Genomic DNA, 20406 nt, shown 5'->3' with positions numbered 1-20406 from the left:
CGGCCGGAGCCGCGCCGGGCGGGTCGGCGGAGGGCGCGGAGGGCGGGGCGCCGGCCCAGTGGCGGGTGCGGTCGAAGGTGATGGGCGGCACGTCGGCGAGGGCGGCGTCCGCGTACAGCACGGACCAGTCGACGGGGACGCCCGCGCAGTGCAGCGCGGCCAGATGGGTCCGGAAGGTGGCCCGCTCGTCCTCGTCGCGGCGCAGCGTGGGCAGGACGACGGGGTCCTCGACCAGACCGGCGAGACCGCGCTGGACGGGGTGGGTGATGACCGGGTGGGGGGATATCTCGACGTACACCAGGTGGCGGTCGGCCGCGGCGGCGGCGATGGCCGCGGAGAACCGGACCGGGTGGCGCAGATTGGCGCACCAGTAGTCGGCGTCGAAGGCGGGCGCGGTGTGCGGATCGTCGAGGACGGTGGTGTAGAAGGGCACGTCCGGGCGGCGGGGGGTGAGGTCGGCGAGGGCGGTGCGCAGATCGGCCAGGAGCGGGTCCACCTGGGGTGAGTGCGAGGCGACGTCCACGGCGATCAGCGCCGCGGGCACGGAGCGGGCCCGCCAGCCGGCGACGAGCCGTTCGACGTGGGCGGTGTCCCCGGCCACCACGGTGGAGCCGGGTGCGGCCATGACGGCGACGGTGACCGCCGCCGCGGCGCCGCCGGTGTCGAGTTCGGCCTGCACCTCGTCGGCGCCGAGGCCCACCGTGGCCATGGCGCCGTTCCCGGCGACGCGGGTGAGCAGGGCGGAGCGGCGGCAGATCACCTTGGCCCCGTCGGCCAGGGAGAGGGCCCCGGCCACCACGGCGGCGGCGACCTCGCCCATGGAGTGGCCGATGACCCCGGCGGGCCGCACGCCGTGGGCGCGCCAGGTGGCGGCGAGCGCGGTCTGGAGGGCGAACAGCACGGGCTGCACCCGGTCGCAGCCGGTCACCGCGGCGCCGGAGCGGACGATGTCGAGCACCGAGAATCCGGACTCGGCGGCGATGAGGGCGTCGGCCTCGGTGAGCGCCTCGGCGAAGGCCGGTTCGCTCGCCAGCAGCCGCCGTCCCATGCCCGGCCACTGGGAGCCCTGTCCGGAGAACACCCAGACCGGCCGGCGGGAGACCTCAGCGCCCACGGCGCCGGTGACCACGGCGGGGTGGGCCCGACCGGTGGCGAACGCCCGCAGGGCGCCGATGAGTTCGGTGCGGGAGGCGGTGGTGACGCCGAGCCGCCCGCGCCCGGCGGCGCGGCGCAGCGCCAGGGTGTGGGCGATGTCGCGCAGCGGGGTGTCCGCGCCGTCGCCCTCCAGCCAGTCCGCCATCCGCCGCGCGGCGGATGGCAGTGCGGCCGGGGACCCGGCGGGGACGAGGAACACCTGCGGAACGGCGCGGGTGGCGGGCCGGGGGCGCGGTGCGGGGCGGGTGGCGGGTGCGGGGGGTTGTTCCAGCACCACATGGGCGTTGGTCCCGGAGAAGCCGAAGGAGGACACGGCCGCCAGCCGCGGTCCGGTGCGCACCGGCCAGGGGGTGAGTTCGCGGGGGATGAAGAGGCGGGTGCCGTCGGCGTCGATGGCGGGATTCCACCGGGTGAAGTGCAGATTGGGCGGGATCAGTCCACGGCCCAGGCACAGCACGGCCTTGATCAGGCCGGTGACCCCGGCGGCGGGCTCCAGATGGCCCAGGTTGGTCTTGACCGAGGCGAGGGCGCAGCGGTCGCGGCCGGTTCCGTAGACCTGGGCGAGGCTGGCGAATTCGACCGGGTCGCCGACGGGGGTGCCGGTGCCGTGGGCCTCGACCATCCCGACGTCGCCGGGGTCGACCCCGGCGCGGCCGAGCGCCTCCTCGTACAGGGCGCGCTGGGCGGTGGCGGAGGGTGCGGCGAGCCCGTCGGAGTGGCCGTCCTGGTTGACGGCGGAGCCGCGCAGCACGGCCAGGATCCGGTCCCCGTCGCGCATGGCGTCGGTGAGGCGTTTGAGGACGACGATGCCGCAGCCCTCGCCGCGGACGAAGCCGTCGGCGGCGGCGTCGAAGGCGTGGCAGTGGCCGGTGTGCGAGAGCATGCCCATCCGGTCGAACGAGCGGGTGATCCGCGGCTCGAACATCAGGGTGACCCCGCCGGCCAGGGCCAGATCGCATTCCCCTGCGCGCAGCGCCTGGGCCGCCAGGTGGACGGCGACCAGGGAGGACGAGCACGCGGTGTCCAGGGCCACGGAGGGGCCGTGCAGGCCGAGCAGGTAGGAGATTCGGCCGGTGGCGACGCAGTGCCCGTTGGCCAGGGCGGAGCCCTCCAGCTCGCGGGGGTGCCGGTCGAGCCGGTTCATGTAGTCGTTGTAGCTGAGCCCGGCGAAGACGCCGGTGGCGGTGGAGCCGAGCCGGTCGGGTGGCATTCCGGCGTGTTCCAGGGCCTCCCAGGCCACTTCGAGCAGGAGCCGGTGCTGGGGGTCGAGGATGTCGGCCTCGCGCCCGGAGACGCCGAAGAAGTCGGCGTCGAAGCCGGATACATCACGCAGATATCCGCCGTGGACGGGCGGTGCGGACTCGGGCGGGGCGGTCGTGGTGGGGTCGGCCGCCCAGAGCGCGGCGCGCTCGGCGGGCGGTTCGCCGACGGCGTCGCGTCCGTCGGCCAGCAGCCGCCACAGGGCGGCGGGCGAGTCGGTGTCACCGGGAAGCCGGCAGCCCATGCCGACGATGGCGATGCGGCTGGGGGAACGGCTGGGCGCGGGGGTGTGCTGACTCATCGGGGTCTCCGTGGGTGGTGCTCGGCCCGGGGTGGGGGCCGTGGGGGCCGTGGGGTGGAGATCGCCGCGGGGGTGTACGGACTCAGGTGGCGTCCGGGCCGCCCAGCAGCATCGCGTGCTTCACGCCACCGATCTGGTAGTTGAAGCTGAGTGCGTGGTCGAAGTCGAGGGGACGGGTGCGGGTGCCGGGCACGGGGTCGAAGGAGAGCCCGTCCGCGGGCTGTTCGCAGTTGGCCGTGGGGCACACCTCGCCGTACTCCATCATCATCAGGGTCAGGGCGAGGCCCACGCAGCCGGAGGCCGCTCCATGGTGGCCGAAGCAGCCTTCCTGGGAGGACAGCAGCACGGTGGAGCCGGGGCCGTACAGCGCGCGGACGGTGTTGGCCTCCATGGCGGTGACGGCGGCACCGCCGTCGCTGGCGCCGTTGATGTACGGCACCTGCTCGATCCGCCATCGGTCGCCCAGGCAGAGGCGGACGGCCCTGACCAACTGGGCGCCGGAGTCGTCGGCCGAGAGCGGGTTGGCCAGGCCGTCGCGGGTCATGGCGGCGGCGAGCACCTGGCCGTAGAGGTGGGCGCCGCGCCGTTCGGCGGCTTCCCGGCTCTCCAGGATCACGGTGGCGGCTCCCTCGCCGTGGTTGATGCAGTCGGCGCGCCGGTCGTAGGGGCGCATGAGGGTGTCGAAGGACGGCAGCAGATCGGGCATTCCGGCGGCGTCCATGCCGTCGTAGGCGTGCTGGGCGCCGCGCAGCAGCCGCTGGCCCTTTTCGATCAGGCCGACGTTGAAGACGTCGACGCCGGTCACCACCGCGAGGTCGGTCTCGCCGGTCGCGATGAGGCGGCGGGCGTTGCCGATCTGCACGGCGCTGGAGGAGCAGCCGCAGGACACGGTGAAGCAGGGGCCGATGGTCCGGGTCAGCGCGCCCTGGACGACGGCCACGTCGGAGGGGGACACGGCCTGTTCGGCCGCGACGAACATCTCCAGGGCGTCGAGGGTGGTGGCCGAGTCGGGGTCGATGCCGAGCAGGGCGAGATAGCTGTCCACATTGGCGTCCACGCTGCCGCGGCCGACGAGCAGGGCCGCCTCGCCCAGATCGCCCGCGGCCAGGTCGAGTTCGGCGTCGGCGCACGCCTCGACGAGGGAGACCAGGCCGTACCGGTGGGCGTCGGTGTAGTGGCGGGAGAAGAATTCGGGGATGTCGGGGAGTCGCTCCTGGAACTGCCCGGCCGTCAGATGGACCGAGCCGTAGTGGCTGCCGTCCCGGCCGAGGACGGTGCGGCCCCGGGAGGCGATGTCCCATACCTGGGCCGCGGTGAAGACGGGTTCGGCGCCGCCCGGAAGGCAGAAGCCGAGGCCGGTGACGACGGCGTCCCGGGGGTTTCCGGTACCGCCCGGAGCCGGGCGGGAGGGGTGGTGGCGCGGGCTCACGACGCCCTGCCGAATCTGGAAAGAGTCATGACGGTGGTCCCTTTCGCTCACACCGGAGTACGGGCCCGCCGGTGCGGCGCGTCGCCGAAAGCGCGGTGGCACCGTCGGTGTGCCGGAATCGGTTCACCGGCGAATTCGGCGCGTACGGCTCGGCGTTGGGCGTACTCGAAGCCTTTCCCCGTTGGATGGTGAGTCGTCTCCGTTCGGGAGTCGCTCACCTTTCGGGAAGGACGGGTGGAATAGATGACGGTACGCCCGCGGGGACATGGGCCGGTAGGTGGTATCCGCATCACCGAGGTGGATTCGGCCGGTCCGGCGCACCGCCCTTGTACCCCCGGAGCCCGTGCCGCGCGACCCCTGGAAAGAAGGGGCCCGCGCCCCGGTTCACGCCCCCCTCTGGTGGAATCTTTCTGAAAGAGCGTACAGAAAAAGGCGCCCCAGGCATTCAATGACTATGGGGCGGTTCGAAAGCACGGAAGAGCCCTTTACCCATGGGGCAAAAACCGTAAAGGACGACAAACCATGACGTACCCGCCCCCACTGTTCGATGATCTGGACCGCAAGATCGTCGCGGCACTGGTCGCCAACGCCAGGACCAGCTTCACCGAGATCGGCGCCGCGATCGGGCTGTCCGCCTCGGCGGTCAAGCGCCGGGTCGACCGGATGCGGGAGACCGATGTGATCACCGGCTTCACCACCACTGTGCGCCCGGCCGCCCTCGGCTGGCGGACCGAGGCGTATGTCGAGGTGTACTGCGACAGCGCCGCACCGCCCCGGCGTCTCGCGGAGGTCGTGCGCAACTATCCGGAGATCATCGCGGCCATGACGGTGACCGGCGGTGCGGACGCGCTGCTGCATGTGATGGCCACCGACGTGGAGCACTTCGAGGAGGTGCTGGAGCGCATCCGGGCCGAACCGTTCGTCCGCCAGACGATCAGCTACATGGTGCTGTCCCACCTGCTCACGGGCAGTCCGGAGGCCGGTTCGGCGCCACCCGCGACCGCGACGCAATGAACCGCCGCCGGACGGCCTCAGCACGCAGCATCGGTGCGCCTACACGCAGTCTTCCTTTCTTGTCTCCCCTCTCCTCCGTTTTCTACCGTTGATTCATCCCCCCCGGTCGCCCGCGGAAGCGAGAGGAATCCTCCGTGTCCCTTACGCGCGTGCCGCGCCCCCGGCGCTTCTTGACCTGTGCCCCCAGATATTTCGATGTGCGGTATGCCATCAATCCCTGGATGCGTGAGGACACCGAGGTCGATACCGACCTCGCCCGGACGCAATGGGAGACGCTGATCAGCGCCTACCGCGAGCACGGCCATCGGGTCGAATTCATCGAGCCGGTGGCGGGGCTGCCGGACATGGTGTTCGCGGCGAACTCGGCCCTCGTCCTGGAGGGCCGGGTCTTCGGCTCGCGATTCCACGCACCGCAGCGCCGCCCGGAACAGCTCGCCTACGAACGGTGGTTCAAGGCGGCCGGTTTCGACGTCCATCCGCCGGAGTCGGTGTGCGAGGGCGAGGGCGACCTGGTGCCGGCCGGGCCCTTCGTCCTGGCGGGCACGGGCTTTCGCACCACCCGGGCGGCCCACCAGGAGGTGCAGGAGTTCTTCGGGGTGCCGACCATCAGCCTGCTGCTGGTGGACCCGTACTTCTACCACCTGGACACCGCGCTGTTCGTTCTCGACGACCAGAACATCGCCTACTACCCGGAGGCGTTCTCCCCCGGCAGCCGTGAGGTGCTGGAACGGCTCTATCCCGACGCGCTGATCGCCACCCGCGACGACGCCATGGCCTTCGGGCTCAACTCCGTCTCCGACGGCCGCCATGTCTTCGTCGCGCCCCGGGCCACCGGTCTCATCGACCAGCTCACCGACCGCGGTTACGTCCCCGTCCCCGTCGATCTGTCGGAACTGCACAAGGCCGGCGGGGGCATCAAGTGCTGCACACAGGAGATCCGCTGATGACCGCCACCACCCCCACCGCCGCCGGTTCCACCGCCGCCGCGGCGGACGGTGTCCGCGCCGCCCGCTCCTCGCGGGAGCTGATCCGCGCCGAGGAGTCCTCGCTCGCGCACAACTACCATCCGCTGCCCGTGGTCGTCTCCCGGGCCGAGGGCACCTGGGTCTGGGACGTCGAGGGCCGCCGCTATCTGGACATGCTGGCCGGCTACTCGGCGCTCAACTTCGGCCACCGCCACCCGGCCCTGATCGAGGCGGCCCACCGCCAGCTCGACCAGCTCACGCTGACCTCCCGGGCCTTCCACAACGACCGGCTGGCCGGCTTCGCCGAGGGGGTGGCGGAGCTCACCGGGCTCTCCATGGTGCTGCCGATGAACACCGGCGCGGAGGCGGTGGAGAGCGGCATCAAGGTCGCCCGCAAGTGGGCGTACGAGGTCAAGGGCGTCGCCCCGGACCAGGCCACCATCGTGGTGGCGGCCGACAACTTCCACGGGCGTACGACGACGATCGTCGGCTTCTCCAGCGATCCCGTCGCCCGCGAGGGCTTCGGCCCGTTCGCCCCGGGCTTCCGCGTGGTGCCGTACAACGACCTCGCGGCACTGGAGGCCGCCGTCGACGAGACCACGGCTGCGGTCCTCATCGAGCCCATCCAGGGCGAGGCGGGCGTCGTCATCCCCGACGACGGCTATCTGCGGGGGGTGCGCGAGCTGACCCGGCGCACCGGGACGCTGTTCATCGCCGATGAGATCCAGTCCGGTCTGGGCCGCACCGGCACCACCCTGGCCGTCGAGCACGAGTCGGTGCTGCCGGATGTGCTGCTGCTCGGCAAGGCGCTGGGCGGCGGCATCGTGCCGGTGTCGGCGGTGGTGGCCGACCGTGCGGTGCTCGGAGTGCTGGGCCCCGGCGAGCACGGCTCCACCTTCGGCGGCAATCCGCTGGCCGCGGCGGTCGGCTCGGCCGTGGTCGACCTGCTGCGCACCGGCGAATTCCAGCGCCGCGCCACCGAGTTGGGCGAGGTGCTTCAGGCCGGGCTGGCCACGCTGACCGGCAAGGGCGTCGTGGGCTACCGGTGCCGCGGGCTGTGGGCGGGCGTCGATGTGGACCCCGCCCTGGGCACCGGGCGCGAGGTGAGCGAGCGGCTGATGGCCGAGGGGATCCTGGTCAAGGACACCCATGGGTCGACGATCCGGCTGGCACCTCCGCTGACCATCACCCGTGAGGAGCTGGAGGGGGCGCTGGCCGCGCTGGAGAAGGTGCTCGGCTGAGCGATTGATCGAAAGCGACGAGGAGCGCCGGGCCGCATTACGTTTCATACGGCCCGGCGCTTCGTCATGTTCAATCCGCGCGCGAAATCTTTTCCAGCGACCCTGCCGCGGTGCCGCGAGAACGCCGGATCACAGATAACGCCCAGGTCACGGCGGCCTTTTCGAGTTTTTATGTACGTTGTTGAGTATTCCACTGTTCCCGATCGCACGGTGTGGAACACTTCGTGTCATCTCGCCGGGTGGACCTGACGAGAAGTTGGCAGTTCTCGCAGGGTCGGCGCGGCGAAGAAGACAAACGTCATGGCGCGGAAAGGAGTTGCGGCTGGAGTGGACGGTGAGCCGGTCACGGTGACTGCCGCATACCGGGTGGACCCCGGCCGCGAAAGCGAGTTCCATGCCTGGGCGATCGAGATGCTCAATGCCGCGGCAAGCCTTCCGGGATATCTCGGAGGCGGGGTCATGGGATCCGGTTCGGCCTCCTCGGAGTGGCATGTCCTCTACCGGTTCGAGGCGGAAGGCCCGGCACGGTGAATCTGAGCGCGGTGTTCCCTCCGGTCCTCATCTTCAATGTGCTGGTGATCCCGTTCATCAGGGACACCAATTTCCTGCTGCGGACCCTGGCGCTGTGCCTTGGTGTAACCGCGATGGTGACCTGGCTGGTCATGCCACGGCTCCAGCGGATTCTGAAGAAGGCTCTACCCGCCGCTTCAGTCGATACGAGGACGTCACAGGCGGATGGCGGCCGACGGCCCGCGCGCTCGCCGGTGGGTGGGCGACGCGCCACGGCCCGACGGCCGGGGCGGGTGATCCCCGGCCGGTTTTCTCATCGCAAGGAGGCAAATCCGGATGGAATCGCTGAGGACACTCCTCGTCGATCATTACGACTCGTACACGTACAACCTCTTTCATCTGCTGACCGAGGTCAACGGCGAGGAACCGGAGGTGCTTCTCCATGACGCGCCGGAATGCGCGGACATCGATCTGACCGCGTTCGACAACATCGTGCTCTCCCCCGGCCCCGGACATCCGGCCGATCCACGGGACTTCGGCGCCACCGCCCGGCTGATCGAACGGTCGACCATTCCGGTGCTGGGGGTGTGCCTGGGGTACCAGGGAATCGCGCTCGGCGCCCAGGCACGGGTGGTGCCCGCGCCCGGACCGAAGCACGGGCATCTGTCCCGGATCAAACACGGCGGGCGCGGGCTGTTCCGCGGTCTGCCGCAGGACTTCACGGCCGTTCGCTATCACTCGCTGTGTGTGGCCGAGCCGCTGCCGCTGGGGCTTCAGGGCATCGCCTGGTCCGAGGACGGTGTGCTGATGGGGGTGCGGCACCGGGCCCGTCCGCTGTGGGGCGTCCAGTTCCACCCGGAGTCGGTGCTGACCGGATACGGCCACCGTATGCTCGGCAACTTCCGCGATCTGACCGTCGAGCATGCAGGCGGCGAGTCGGTGACCTCGACCGTGGCCCCCGCCTCCGCCTCTGCTTCTGCCTCTACCGAGGAGCCGCGCCGCGCCCGCAGGGCCGCCGCACCGGCCCCGGAGCCTCCCGCCGCACCGGACTCCCCGCAGGCCCCCGAGGCGGCCCCCCGAGCGGAACTGGCGCGGCTCGACCCCGACCCGGGCGCCCCGGCGCAGACGTCCCCGGAAGGCCCCGCCTACCGGCTGCACGCCCGGTGGCTGGCCGATGCCACCGATACCGAGGCGGCCTTCACTCGGCTGTACGCGAAGGCGCCGCACGCGTTCTGGCTCGACAGCTCGCGCGCCGAGTCCGACGAGGCGCGGTTCTCCTTCCTCGGGGACGGCACGGGCCCGCTCGCCGAGTTCGTCCGCTACGACACCGACACCGGCGTCTGCGAGGTCGAGCGGGCCGGACGGCCCGCCGTCCGGGTCGAGGGCAGCGTCTTCGACTACCTCAAACGGGAGCTGGCCCGCCGCCGGGTGACCGCCCCCGGTCTCCCCTTCGACTTCACCGGCGGCTATGTGGGCTACTTCGGCTATGAGCTCAAGGCCGACTGCGGCGCCCCGGGCCGCCACCGGTCCGCCACCCCGGACGCCTGCTGGCTGTTCGCCGACCGGTTCGTCGCGGTCGACCACCAGGAGGGCGTCACCTACATCTGCTGCCTCACCGAGGACACCCCCGACGGCCACCGGAAGGCGAAGGACTGGCTGGACACCACCGTGACCGTACTCAGCGGGATGCCGACGCTCACCGGCCCCGCCCCGCAGCCGCCCGCCCTGGCCACCACGGCCGCCGTGGAGCCCTGGCTGGTGCGGGACCGGGAGCGGTATCTGGCCTCGATCGAGGCATGTCTGCGGGAGCTGCGCGCCGGGGTGAGCTATGAGATCTGCCTGACCAACGCCGCCTGGCTGCCCGCCCCGAGCGACAGCTATGCCTTCTACCGGGCCCTGCGGCGGTTCAACCCGGCGCCGTACGCCGCCTATCTGCGGTTCGGCGGCACCGATGTGGCCTGTGCCTCCCCCGAGCGGTTTGTGCGCATCACCCCCGACGGCACCGCCGAGGCCAAGCCGATCAAGGGCACCGCGCCGCGCGGCCGGGACCCGGAGCAGGACGCGCGGGCGCTGGCCGCCCTCGCCTCCAGCCCCAAGGCCCGCGCCGAGAACCTGATGATCGTGGACCTGCTCCGCAACGATCTGGGGCGGGTGTGCGCACCGGGCAGCGTGTACGTACCGCGCCTGATGAACACCGAGACCTACGCCACCGTCCACCAGTTGGTCTCCACCGTGCGCGGCCGGCTGCGCCAGGAGACGACCTCCGTCGACTGCGTCCGGGCCTGCTTCCCGGGCGGCTCCATGACCGGGGCCCCCAAGCTGCGCACGCTGGAGATCATCGACTCTCTGGAGACCGAGGCCCGCGGTGTCTACTCCGGGGCGCTCGGCTACCTGAGCTGCAACGGCGCGGCCGACCTCAACATCGTCATCCGTACGGCCGTGTTCACCGGCGGCCGGATGCACATCGGCGCGGGCGGCGCCATCGTGCTCGACTCCGATCCGGCCGAGGAGTACGAGGAAATGCTGCTGAAGACGGCCGCCACCATGCGTGCCTACGAGGCCGTGGAGCCCGTCCCCGCAGGGGAGCCCGGTGGGGAGATGGACGACCTGCTCGTGGCCGCCGCCACGGCGCCACCGGCCCCCGCGGCGCAGGAGCCCGGCCGGTGACCGCCCTGTCGGTGTCCGCCGCATCGGTGTCCGCCGCTTCGACGACAGCCGCTTCGACGACTGCCGCCTCGATGACCGCCGCTTCGATGTCCGCCGCCTCGATGTCCGCACCGCCCATGCCCACCGGCCCCACGGTCTCCGCCAATGTGGCCGCGCATCTCGCGGCGCTCGCGGACCGCCGCGGCTGGTCCGGCCGGGCCGCCTTCTTCGAGGGCCACCGGGTCTGGACCCACGGCGAGGTCCACGACCGCGCCGAGCGCGCCGCCACCGTACTGGCGGGCCGCGGGGTGGCGGCCGGGAACCGGGTGCTGCTCGCGTTACCCGACGGCATCATGTGGGTGACCACGTTTCTGGCCGCCGCCCGGCTGGGCGCGACGGCGGTGCTGGTCAATCCCGCGCTCACCGCGGATGACCACCGCTGCATGGCCGAGGACTCGCGCGCCGCGCTGGTCCGGGCGTGCGCGGGGCGCTGGACATCCCGCTGGAGGGCACCCGGTCCGAGGGGTACCACGTGGTCGTGGACGTGGCGGATCCGGCCGGCGGGGACCTGCCGGTCGAGCGGGTCTTCCACTACGAGCACCCCGGCACCGGCGGCCGCACCGTACTGCGGGTGCCGTTCACCGGGGGCTTCCAGATCGATCTCCAGTGCCGCGCGGACGATCCGCCGGAGTCCTTCGGCACCGAGCAGGCCGTGCGCCGCTGGCTGCCCCGGCTGGTGGGCGAGGGCTGCGCCCACCGGGTGCTGTGGGTGTCGCGGTACCACTTCCTGCGCAAGGTCGCCGGGTCGTTCGCCGATCCGTCGGGCCGGGTGCTGCTGGCCGGTGAGTCGGCGCATCTGTTCCCGCCCTTCGGGGCCCGCGGGATGAACAGCGGCATCGCGGACGCGGTGGCGGCGGCCGAGGCGGTGTCGGCGGCCTGCTCCGAGCCGTCGCGGGGACCCGCGGCGGTGGCCGGGTACGCGGTCGCCCGCCGGAGCGCGGCCCTGCACAACAGCGAGGCCGCCGGGGCGGTCCGGCGCGCGGCTATTGACCGGCAATCCAGCGAACGCGGCTAGGAATCCGGCCGGACAGCACTCATCGGATGCCGGAACACCGGAAACACCGGAAGCAGCTTCGGACACCATCGGGACGGAGACGTGGAAGCGGACATGGTCGCTGCACAGAACATCGGTCACGCCGACGCGTCGGACCAGAAGCAGTGGACGCTGATGTGGCGCGAGGACGGCGGGCTGACGCCCTCCCGGGCGGTGCCGGACGCCGCCCTGCTGGCCGCCGACTCCTGGCTGGTCGACGACGGGCGAGTGCGCGGGCTCGACCACCACCGCCGCCGGTTCGTCGCCGCGTGCGTCGAGGCGTCCGGCGACTCCCCCGCCCGGATCGAGAGCTTCTGGCGCGAGGCGATCGCCGCCCTGCCCCGTACCGAGCGCTGGTTCCCGCGGGTCGAGCTGGCCGGTCCGGAGCCGGCCCGGCTGTTCCTGCGGATACGCCCGGCGCCGCCGCGGACGGCCAATGTGACCGTATGCCTGACCGAGGAGTTCGATCCGCGGTCGTATCCCCGCCGTAAGGGCCCCGACCTCCCCCTGCTGGCGCATCTGCGCGAGCGGGCCGCCGCCCGGGGCGCGCAGGAGCTGATGCTCACCACCCCCTCCGGCCTGGTGCTGGAGGGGACGACGGCGAGCGTTCTGTGGTGGGAGGACGACGTCCTGTGTCTGCCGCCCCCGGGGCTTCCGCTGCTGGCGGGCGTGACCTCGGCGCTGCTCCAGGACCGGGCGGCCGAGCTGGGCGTCCGCACCGAGCACCGCAGCCGCACCGTGCAGGAGCTGGACGGCCGTGAGGTGTGGCTGGTCAACGCGGTGCACGGAATCCGCCCGGTGACCGCCTGGCTGGGCCGTCCGCTGCGGGCGGGCCCGGCGCTGCGCGCCGCCTCCTGGCAGTCCTGGCTGGACGGCGCTTGCGATCCCCTGGTTTCGACGAACGGAGTTCACCGATGACGACGACCACCCCGGCGCGTACCACCGCCCGGCTGGATCTGAAGGGCCTCGCCCCCGAGGTCTCCGCCGCGATGGGCGAGCTGCACCGGGCGGCGGTGCGGGCGGCCCGGGCGGCGGGGGTCGAGCCCGAGCTGCTGGAACTGGTGCGCATCCGCGCCTCGCAGCTCAACGGCTGCGCCTTCTGCCTGGACATGCACACCAAGGACGCCCGCGCTCAGGGCGAGAGCGAGCAGCGGATGCACACCCTCGGCGCCTGGCGGGAGACCCCGTTCTTCACCGAGCGGGAGCGGGCCGCGCTCGCGCTGGCCGAGGCGGTGACCTCGGTCCAGGACGGCCAGGTGCCGGACGAGGTCTACGCGGCGGCCCGCGAGGTGTTCGACGAACCGCAGGTGACGGCGGTGATCTGGGCCGCCGTCGTGATCAACGCCTGCAACCGCACGGCGATCAGCGCACGGATGGTGCCCGGCGCCCATCAGCCCGCCCCGCGCTCCTGACCCCGACACCGGTGCGAGCGCTCGCCGGTGTCAGCACTCGCTGGAGGCCAGACCATGAACACCCACGGACCGCGACGCGTATTCGGGCCGCGTCCGCCCCTGCCCAGGCGTCCGGCCAGGGGTCCCCATCCGCTGCGCCGCCGGACGGACCGGATCCAGACCTGCTGCACCGTGCTGTTCGTGCTGATCCTCGCGGTCGGGCTGCCGGCCGCCTCGATCAGCGCGGGGTACGCGGCGCACGCCTCCCAGATGCGCGTCGTGGCCGCCGAGACCTCGGCGCGGCACCAGATCACCGCACGGCTCGCCGAGGCCCCGCCCGGGCCGGACCACACCGATGTGCGGGAGCCGCGGCAGGCGCGGGTGCGCTGGGTCGCCGACGACGGTGAGCGCCATACGGGCACCGCCACGGTGTCCGGCGGCGGCTCGGGGGGCGAGGTGCGGGTCTGGGTGAACCGCGAGGGCGCCCTGGCGCAGGCGCCCTCCTCCCCGGCGACCGCGCGGACCATGGGCTGGTTCACCGGCTGTGTCACCGCGGCGGCGGTGGCCGCGGTCGCGTTCATGGGGCGGGCCCGGGTCCAGCGGACCCTGGGCCGCAGGCGATACGCGCGCTGGGAGGCAGAGTGGAAGGTGGTGGAACCCGCGTGGTCCGGCCGGAACCGCCGCTGAGCGGGGCTCCGGCCGCCTCCGCGGGGTTGCGCGGCCGCCGGAGATCAGCCACCGCCACCAGAGGCGGCCGCCGGAAGTGAGGAGCAGACCATGTCGCACACAGTGGAGTGGAGGGTCCATCTCTACCTCTCCGAGGACGAGGGGCGGACCACGGCCCGCGTCGAGCTGGACACCGGGTCCGCGGCGCTCACCGGCCGGGGACTGGCCCGGTGCAACCCGGACGACGAGGACGTGCCCGTGATCGGCGATGAGCTCGCCGCCGCGCGGGCGCTCAGCGACCTGGGGCAGCAGCTCGTGCACGCCGCCGAGCGGGATCTGGAGAGCGTGGGCGCGCCCCCGGCCTCGCGCAGGCCGCGGCCCGGCTACGGCTGGATCGCCTGAGGAGCCGGACCCGACACGGCCGTAGTACGGACCTCAGGAGCGAGGTCCGGCAGGCTCTGACGGCCTCGGCGAAGGCCGGCGTAAGGGTGCGGAAGTACGCCCCCGCCAGCGCTGGCCATTATTTATGAATACATCTTGACAGCCCGTTCGGCACCCCCGGACGATGAACCGGTCTCTCATCGCCGAGCCGCCGACCGCGGGGAGCCTCCTGTGACGCTGTCGCCGCATCTGCCGGACAAACTGACCATCTCGCTGTGGGACTTCAGTTGGTACACCCGCACCGGCCCGGGCGAGCCCTTCGCCGACCTCGACCGGGCCTTCGCGGAGGCCGTGACGCGCGGCTACAACACCGTGCGCATCTGCGCCATGCCGTTCCTGCTCTTCGGCTCCCGGCTCGACACGGACAAGCTGCGGCCCTCGGGCCTGGGCGGCGCGTACGGACAGCGGATGCGCTGGTACGACGTGGCCGGCGGGGGCGAGATCGACGGACGGGCCTGGCTGCGCGAGCTGTTCGAGGCGGCCCTGCGCCATGACTGCTTCGTCATCCTCTCCAGTTGGGAGTACCAGCAGAGCCCTTCGTTCGGCGAGGACCGTGCCTGGTTCGACGCGCTGATGGCCGTCGATCCCGAGCGGCGCCCCGAGGCGCTCGCGGACGCGCTGGCCGATCTGATCGACTTTTTGGTGATCCACGGTCTGGACGACCGGATCGCCTTCACCGAGCTGCACAACGAGGTCCAGGGCAGCCGGCTCACCGAGGGGCTGGCGGGCCAGGACAAGGTCGTCGCCCTGCGGCCGCGGCTGGAGCGGGGCATCGCGCGCTTCAAGGAGCGCCACCCCAACCGGCCCGTCACGGTCAACTACGCCAAGGTGCCGGTCGGTTCGCTGCGCGGGGTCCCCCGCGAGGTGGATGTGGCGGTCTTCCACCCCTACGTCTACGGGGTGCTGGACGAGCTTCTGGCCACCTTCGCCATCCGCGACCGGGGCCGCCCCTTCGCCCAGGAGCCGGTCCGCCGGGAGCTGCTGCGCCCCGGCGCGCCCGATCTGGCCGACTGGGCTCCTCCGCCCGGCGACCGCTGGCGGCTGGAGGCCACCACGGTCGGCCCCCGGGAGATCTACGTCCACGACTGGTGCGACCCCGACCGCTGGGACGCCTGGCTGTACGACCGCTATGCCCTGCACCGTCTGGCGATGGAGCAGCGGCTGACCACCTGGATCGAGGCTGCCGCGGACTGGGCGGCCGGGAGCGGGGTCCCGCTGGTCTTCGGCGAGGGCTGGATCGGCTACACCCCGCTGCACGGGACCTTCGAGGAGGGCCCGGTGGGGGCCGCGTTCTGCCGCCGCGCCGTCGAGGAGTCGGCGCGGGTGGGCGCGTGGGGCGCGGTGGTGTGCTCCAACGCGGCGCCCCAGCACCCGATGTGGCAGGACGTCGCACTCCAGCGGGAGTGCAACGCGGTGCTGCGCGGCTGACGCGCGCGACCGAAGGCGGCTCCGGTGACGATGACGCACGTCATGAGGGCAGGCGTTCGCCAGGTTCCGCCAGGCCCTCGAGCGCCACTGGAGCCGCGCTCGCACCGGTAGCCGCCGCCCTCAACGGGTACGCACATCACATTCCCCTTGGCGGTGACGGCGAAAGGGCCCGAATGTGACGACGTCCCCAGCGGACCCAAGCGAGCGTGCCACCGGGCGGGCCCCGCGCCGTGCGCTGGTGGCCGGTTCGGTCGGCAACTTCATCGAGTGGTACGAATTCGGTGTCTACGGCTTCTTCGCGACGATCATCGCGGCGAACTTCTTCACCCCGCACGGCGGCAACGAGCTCGAGGGCCTGGTCAAGACCTATGCCTCCGTCGGGATCGCGTTCTTCTTCCGCCCCATCGGCGCCGCCGTCTTCGGCCGGATCGGCGACCGGATCGGCCGTCGGCCCACGCTGATCCTGGTGCTGCTGCTGATGACCGGCGCCACCACGCTCATCGGCGTGCTGCCCACGTACGACACGCTGGGCGCGGCCGCGCCCTGGCTGCTCACGCTGTTGCGGATCCTCCAGGGGCTGTCCGCGGGCGGGGAGTTCGGCGGTGCGGTGTCGATCATGACGGAGTTCGCGCCACCGGGCCGGCGCGGGCTCTACGGGGCGTGGCAGTCGTTCACCGTGGCGCTGGGGCTGCTGGCCGGGGCCGGTGTGGCGGCGCTGCTGGCCATGGTGATGAGCGAGGAGTCGCTGGGCGACTGGGGGTGGCGGTTGCCGTTCCTGGCGACCCTGCCGATCGGGCTGGTCGCGCTGTGGCTGCGGCTGAGGCTGGAGGAGACCCCGTTCTTCCGTGCGGCGGCGGACGGGGAGACCGGCACGGCGCCGGGCCCCGGGGCACCGTCCGCCGTACCGGAGCGGGTGGCGGACCCGCGTGAACTGGCCGGGGCCATCGTCATGGGGGCCGCGCGCATCATGGGCTGGGCGGCGGCCGGTTACACCTTCCTGGTCGTCATGCCGTCGTATCTCCAGGCCACCTTGAACGCCACCTTCCAGCAGGCGCTGGTCGCCACCGTGGTGGCCAACGCGGGCTTCGCGCTCTCCATCCTCCCGGCGGGCCTGCTCAGCGACCGGATCGGGCGGCGGCCGGTGATGCTGACCGGGGCCGCGCTGGTGGCGGTGCTGGCCTTCCCGCTGCTCAATGTGTTGCAGGAGCCGGACAGTTCGGCGTGGGTCCAGGCAGCAGCGGTGTTCGTCGCGGGCGTGGTGGTGGGCCTGATGGCGGGCCCGGGTCCGGCCATGCTCGCCGAGATGTTCCCGACCCGGGTCCGCTACACGGGTCTTGGACTGGCGTACGCGCTGTCCAACGCCGTGTTCTCCGGATGCGCGGGGCTCATCATCACCGAGGTGATCAAGCACACCGGCGAGGTCGACATCCCGGCCTACTACGTGACGGTGACCTGCGCCATCAGCGTGCTCGCACTGCTCACCCTGCGCGGGGAGGACCATCGCGGCGCGCTGCCGGAGGTGGCGCGGGCGGGGAAGGCCGTCGAGACGGAGGAGGAGACACCATGCGCGTGATCGGTCTGATGTCGGGCACATCCCATGACGCGGTCGACGCCGCGGCAGCCGATCTGGTGCTGGACGGCGACACCGTGGTGCTGGCCCCGCTGGGGATGGTCGGCGAGGCGTATCCGGAGGCGCTGCGGTCGGCGCTGAGCGCCGCGCTGCCCCCGGCGGCCACCACCATGAAGGAGGTGTGTGCGCTCGACACCCGTATCGGCCAGGCGTTCGCCGCGCTCGCGGCCCGCGCCGACCGGGAGCTGTGCGAGAGCCGCGCGGACCTCATCGGCTCCCATGGCCAGACGGTGTACCACTGGGCCGAGGACGGGCGGGTGCACGGGACGCTTCAGCTCGGCCAGCCCGCCTGGATCGCCGAGGCCACCGGCTGCCCCGTCGTCTCCGATCTGCGCACCCGTGATGTGGCCGCGGGCGGCCAGGGCGCTCCCCTGGTCAGCCTGGTGGACGCCCTGTGGCTGCGCGGGCGCCCCGGTGTGTGCGCCGCCCTGAACCTGGGCGGGATCGCCAACATCACGGTGGTGTCGAGCGCCGGCGATCCGCTGGCCTGCGACACCGGCCCGGCGAACGCGCTCATCGACGCGGCGGTCGGCGATCTGACGTGCGGCCGGCTGGACCATGACGTGGACGGCGCCATGGCGGCGCGCGGCACCGTCCACGAGCCGCTGCTGGAGCGGCTGCTGGCCGAGCCGTACTATGCGCTGCCCGCGCCCAAGACGACCGGCAAGGAGCTGTTCCACGGCTCCTATCTGCGGGCGGCCCTGGCCGCCACGGGCCCGGTGCCGGACGATGACGTGGTCGCCACGGTCACCGAGCTGACGGCCCGTACCGTCGCCGGCGCGGTGCGGTCGGTGCACGCCACCGAGGTGATCGCCTCGGGCGGCGGCACCCGCAACCCCACCCTGATGGGGGCGTTGCGCCGGGCGCTGGGCACCATCGGGCTGCGGACCTCCGATGAACTCGGCCTTCCGGCGGCGGCGAAGGAGGCGTACGCCTTCGCCGTCCTCGCCTTTCTGACCGCCCATGGGCTGGCCGGTACGGCACCGAGCTGCACCGGCGCCCGCCATGCCAGCGTGCTGGGGTCGATCACCCCGGGGCGCCGCGGCCTCACCCTGCCCGCACCGGGCCGGCCGGCGCCCACCCGGCTGGAGATCTTCCGCCGCTGAGCGGGCGGCGGCGCGTGGCCGGTAAAGGGGATGTCGGCATCGGCCATACTCGGGGTACGTTGGGAACGGTCGGCTATAGAAGGGGCGAACGTGGGTAAAGACCCCACGAGTTGCCGACGGGGGGCCGACGGGGGGACGGGGGCACGTGGCGGAATCCGGTATGGGTGTGGGCTTAAGAGGCCGCAGCGGGATCATCAGTCTGGTCGGAGAGTGTCTCAGGCTGGGGCCCGCCGACGAGCGGCCGGTGATCATGCTGCTGGGGCCGCGCGGCAGTGGGGCCAGCGAGGCCCATGGCGCGCTGATGGAGAAATTCGGGCCCGAGACGCCGTTCGCGTATATCAATCTCGGCGGTGAGCAGTCGCTGCTGCCGCGGTACGGGCTGGCGCTGATCGCCCGCCAGTTGGAGCGCAAGCTTCCGCGCTACCGCCGCTCCCACTTCCCGCGGCTCACCCTCGGTCTGCTCGCCTCGGACCACCAGTTGCGGATGACGAGCCTGGCCGAGGGGCGGCGCAATATCCGGCGGGAGCTGGACGCGTTCCAGGAGCGGGCGGAGGCGCGTTACGGCGACTATCTCGCCGCCTTCTTCGAAGTGGCCGGAGGCGCCGTGGGCGCCCCCGACGGAGCCTCCACGGCGGCGCTCGCGCTGCTGCGGGACGCGCTGCGGCGCGGCCGGAGGCGGCTGCCGGGCCGCAAGTTCACCAGCAGCGCCGCCTGGTACGGCGGCCATCCGCTGCTCCAGAGCCGCGATCCGTGGGAGGCGCTGGTCGAGCTCAACCTGTGGCGCCACGACGGGGACGAGGACGATCAGGAGCGGCTGGACCGGGTGCTGTTCTCGGCCCTGCTGGAGGATATGCGCGGCAATGTGCGCCACTCGTTCATGCCCCGCTCCTATCTGCTGCTGCTCGACAACTCCCATACGGAGTACGGCCGTCGCTTCCTCGATCTGCTGATCCGGGCCCGTCATGACGACTCCGTGGTGGCGGGCGCCGACTGCGATCCGCTCACCGTCGTGGCCAGCTCCAACCGATGGCTGCCCCGCTGGGGCCCGGCCACCGGCGATCAGTGGCCCTGGCGGCTGCGCGGCCCGGACCGGGCCTCCCTCACGGACTGGACGGAGCACCGGCCGGGCCGGGACAGCGATGACACCTGGTGGTATCCGCTGCGGCTGCGCGATCTCAATCTGGACGAGGTGCGCATCCGGATCGAGCTGGAGCTGCGCCACCACCCCGACCTCGCGCCGTTCACCCGGCTCGCGCCCTTCATCCACCGGCTGACCGCGGGGCTCCCCCGGGCGGTCAGCCAGGTCCTCGAGCTGTTCCGGCATTCGACCGTGCCCACCGAGGACGGCGCCGAGCAGGACCGCTGGCTGCGCACCCTGCCGGACCGTACGCCGCGGGAGGGCGAGGACACCCGGACGCTGGTGGAGGCCGCCCTGGACCATCTGCTGCGCGGTTTCGACCCCATGCAGCGGGCGGCGCTGGAGGAGTGCGCGGCGGCGCGCGATCTGTCCATCGGCACCCGGCTGCTGGGCTCGGGCGACTCGCTGTTCGGCGAGGTCCGCGGCCGCTGGCTGCTGCACAGCCCGGGCACGGTGACCCCGGCCCTCCACCCCTGGCCGCGGCGGCTGCTGCTGTGGCGGCTGGCCGCGCGTCCGGACGACTGGGACGCGGTGCACGAGCTGCTGGCCGAGCACTTCAGGTCCGAGGGGCGCACCGTCCAGGAGATGTACCACCGGCTGGCGGCCGAGCGGATCGACGAGGTGACCGGCTATCTGGTGGCGCGCTTCCCGACGGTGCCCGCGGCCCAGTGGATCAGCGAGTTCAACACGATCACGGCCGCGCCCAACCGGCTGGGCCAGGCCGGCGGACCGCTGGAGCTGCTCGCCGGCCTCGCCCCGGAGGAGCCTCCGGAGGCGGTCACCGCCGCCTCGGTGATCCGGGAGCTGATCACGGTGCGCTGGGTGTGGAGCGATCCGCTGGCCGACCCCGGAATGCGGCTCAACGACATGATCGCCGACGGGTTCAACCAGCTCTCACGACTGCGGAGGAACGACATCGTGGCCCTGTTCAACGAGGCGGAGCGGTACCGCCACTGGCGCCATCCGCTGACGAGCGCGGGCGAGGGGTGAGA

15 protein-coding genes and 2 pseudogenes are annotated in these 20406 nt (G+C 72.5%); 15 read left to right on the top strand and 2 right to left on the bottom strand.

What is annotated here, in order from left to right; all coding sequences use genetic code 11:
- Both KN815_RS21105 and KN815_RS21100 read right to left on the bottom strand, forming a co-directional pair.
- Window positions 1-2716 (bottom strand): type I polyketide synthase (locus KN815_RS21105; RefSeq protein WP_216343503.1); only part of this gene is annotated, 2716 nt, incomplete at its 3' end.
- Between the two features lie 82 nt (window positions 2717-2798).
- Window positions 2799-4145 carry a beta-ketoacyl synthase N-terminal-like domain-containing protein gene (locus KN815_RS21100; protein ID WP_216343502.1) on the bottom strand — a complete coding sequence of 449 codons (1347 nt, stop codon included), beginning with the start codon at window positions 4143-4145 and terminating at the stop codon, window positions 2799-2801.
- Between the two features lie 522 nt (window positions 4146-4667).
- Here KN815_RS21100 and KN815_RS21095 point away from each other — a divergent pair.
- From KN815_RS21095 to KN815_RS21025, 15 genes and pseudogenes are all read left to right on the top strand, one after another.
- Window positions 4668-5159 (top strand): Lrp/AsnC family transcriptional regulator, encoded by a 492-nt coding sequence (locus KN815_RS21095; RefSeq protein WP_078638964.1) that lies wholly within the window; start codon window positions 4668-4670, stop codon window positions 5157-5159.
- A gap of 134 nt (window positions 5160-5293) precedes the next feature.
- Window positions 5294-6103, top strand: a complete 810-nt coding sequence (gene ddaH, locus KN815_RS21090) for a dimethylargininase (RefSeq protein ID WP_216343501.1) — start codon at window positions 5294-5296, stop codon at window positions 6101-6103.
- A complete protein-coding gene (gene rocD, locus KN815_RS21085) occupies window positions 6103-7365 on the top strand; it encodes an ornithine--oxo-acid transaminase (protein WP_253209136.1) in 1263 nt (420 codons plus the stop codon). Before ddaH ends, rocD begins: the two co-directional genes overlap by 1 nt.
- Window positions 7366-7692: 327 nt before the next feature.
- Window positions 7693-8172, top strand: a pseudogene (locus tag KN815_RS21080) (hypothetical protein).
- A 39-nt stretch (window positions 8173-8211) separates the two neighbouring features.
- Window positions 8212-10542: an aminodeoxychorismate synthase component I gene (pabB, locus tag KN815_RS21075; protein ID WP_216343500.1), complete on the top strand. Its 2331-nt coding sequence runs from the start codon at window positions 8212-8214 to the stop codon at window positions 10540-10542.
- 71 nt (window positions 10543-10613) lie between these two features.
- A pseudogene (locus tag KN815_RS52225) lies at window positions 10614-10934 on the top strand (AMP-binding protein); the annotation flags it as partial.
- A 65-nt stretch (window positions 10935-10999) separates the two neighbouring features.
- The gene (locus KN815_RS52220; RefSeq protein ID WP_216343499.1) at window positions 11000-11596 is read left to right on the top strand and encodes an FAD-dependent monooxygenase; all 597 of its coding nucleotides are present in this window, start codon (window positions 11000-11002) and stop codon (window positions 11594-11596) included.
- Window positions 11597-11689: 93 nt separating this feature from the next.
- The gene (locus tag KN815_RS21060) at window positions 11690-12532 is read left to right on the top strand and encodes an aminotransferase class IV (protein ID WP_216343498.1); all 843 of its coding nucleotides are present in this window, start codon (window positions 11690-11692) and stop codon (window positions 12530-12532) included.
- A complete protein-coding gene (locus KN815_RS21055; RefSeq protein WP_216343497.1) occupies window positions 12529-13026 on the top strand; it encodes a carboxymuconolactone decarboxylase family protein in 498 nt (165 codons plus the stop codon). The genes KN815_RS21060 and KN815_RS21055 overlap by 4 nt, the downstream gene beginning before the upstream one ends.
- Window positions 13027-13080: 54 nt before the next feature.
- Window positions 13081-13692, top strand: coding sequence for an Rv1733c family protein (locus KN815_RS21050; RefSeq protein ID WP_216343496.1), 612 nt, complete (start codon window positions 13081-13083; stop codon window positions 13690-13692).
- A 90-nt stretch (window positions 13693-13782) separates the two neighbouring features.
- Window positions 13783-14073: a DUF1876 domain-containing protein gene (locus KN815_RS21045; protein ID WP_078638974.1), complete on the top strand. Its 291-nt coding sequence runs from the start codon at window positions 13783-13785 to the stop codon at window positions 14071-14073.
- A 210-nt stretch (window positions 14074-14283) separates the two neighbouring features.
- The gene (locus KN815_RS21040; protein WP_216343495.1) at window positions 14284-15540 is read left to right on the top strand and encodes a cellulase-like family protein; all 1257 of its coding nucleotides are present in this window, start codon (window positions 14284-14286) and stop codon (window positions 15538-15540) included.
- Between the two features lie 175 nt (window positions 15541-15715).
- A complete protein-coding gene (locus tag KN815_RS21035) occupies window positions 15716-17113 on the top strand; it encodes an MFS transporter (RefSeq protein WP_216343494.1) in 1398 nt (465 codons plus the stop codon).
- Window positions 17104-18276, top strand: coding sequence for an anhydro-N-acetylmuramic acid kinase (locus KN815_RS21030; protein WP_216343493.1), 1173 nt, complete (start codon window positions 17104-17106; stop codon window positions 18274-18276). Before KN815_RS21035 ends, KN815_RS21030 begins: the two co-directional genes overlap by 10 nt.
- 250 nt (window positions 18277-18526) lie before the next feature.
- The gene (locus KN815_RS21025; RefSeq protein ID WP_253209137.1) at window positions 18527-20404 is read left to right on the top strand and encodes a hypothetical protein; all 1878 of its coding nucleotides are present in this window, start codon (window positions 18527-18529) and stop codon (window positions 20402-20404) included.
- Window positions 20405-20406 lie beyond the last annotated feature (2 nt).

The sequence above is a fragment of the Streptomyces niphimycinicus genome (assembly GCF_018883605.1).
GTDB classification, from domain to species: Bacteria; Actinomycetota; Actinomycetes; order Streptomycetales; family Streptomycetaceae; genus Streptomyces; species Streptomyces niphimycinicus.
Note: the sequence above shows the minus strand (reverse complement) of the source record. Positions and strands in the feature narration are given on the sequence as shown.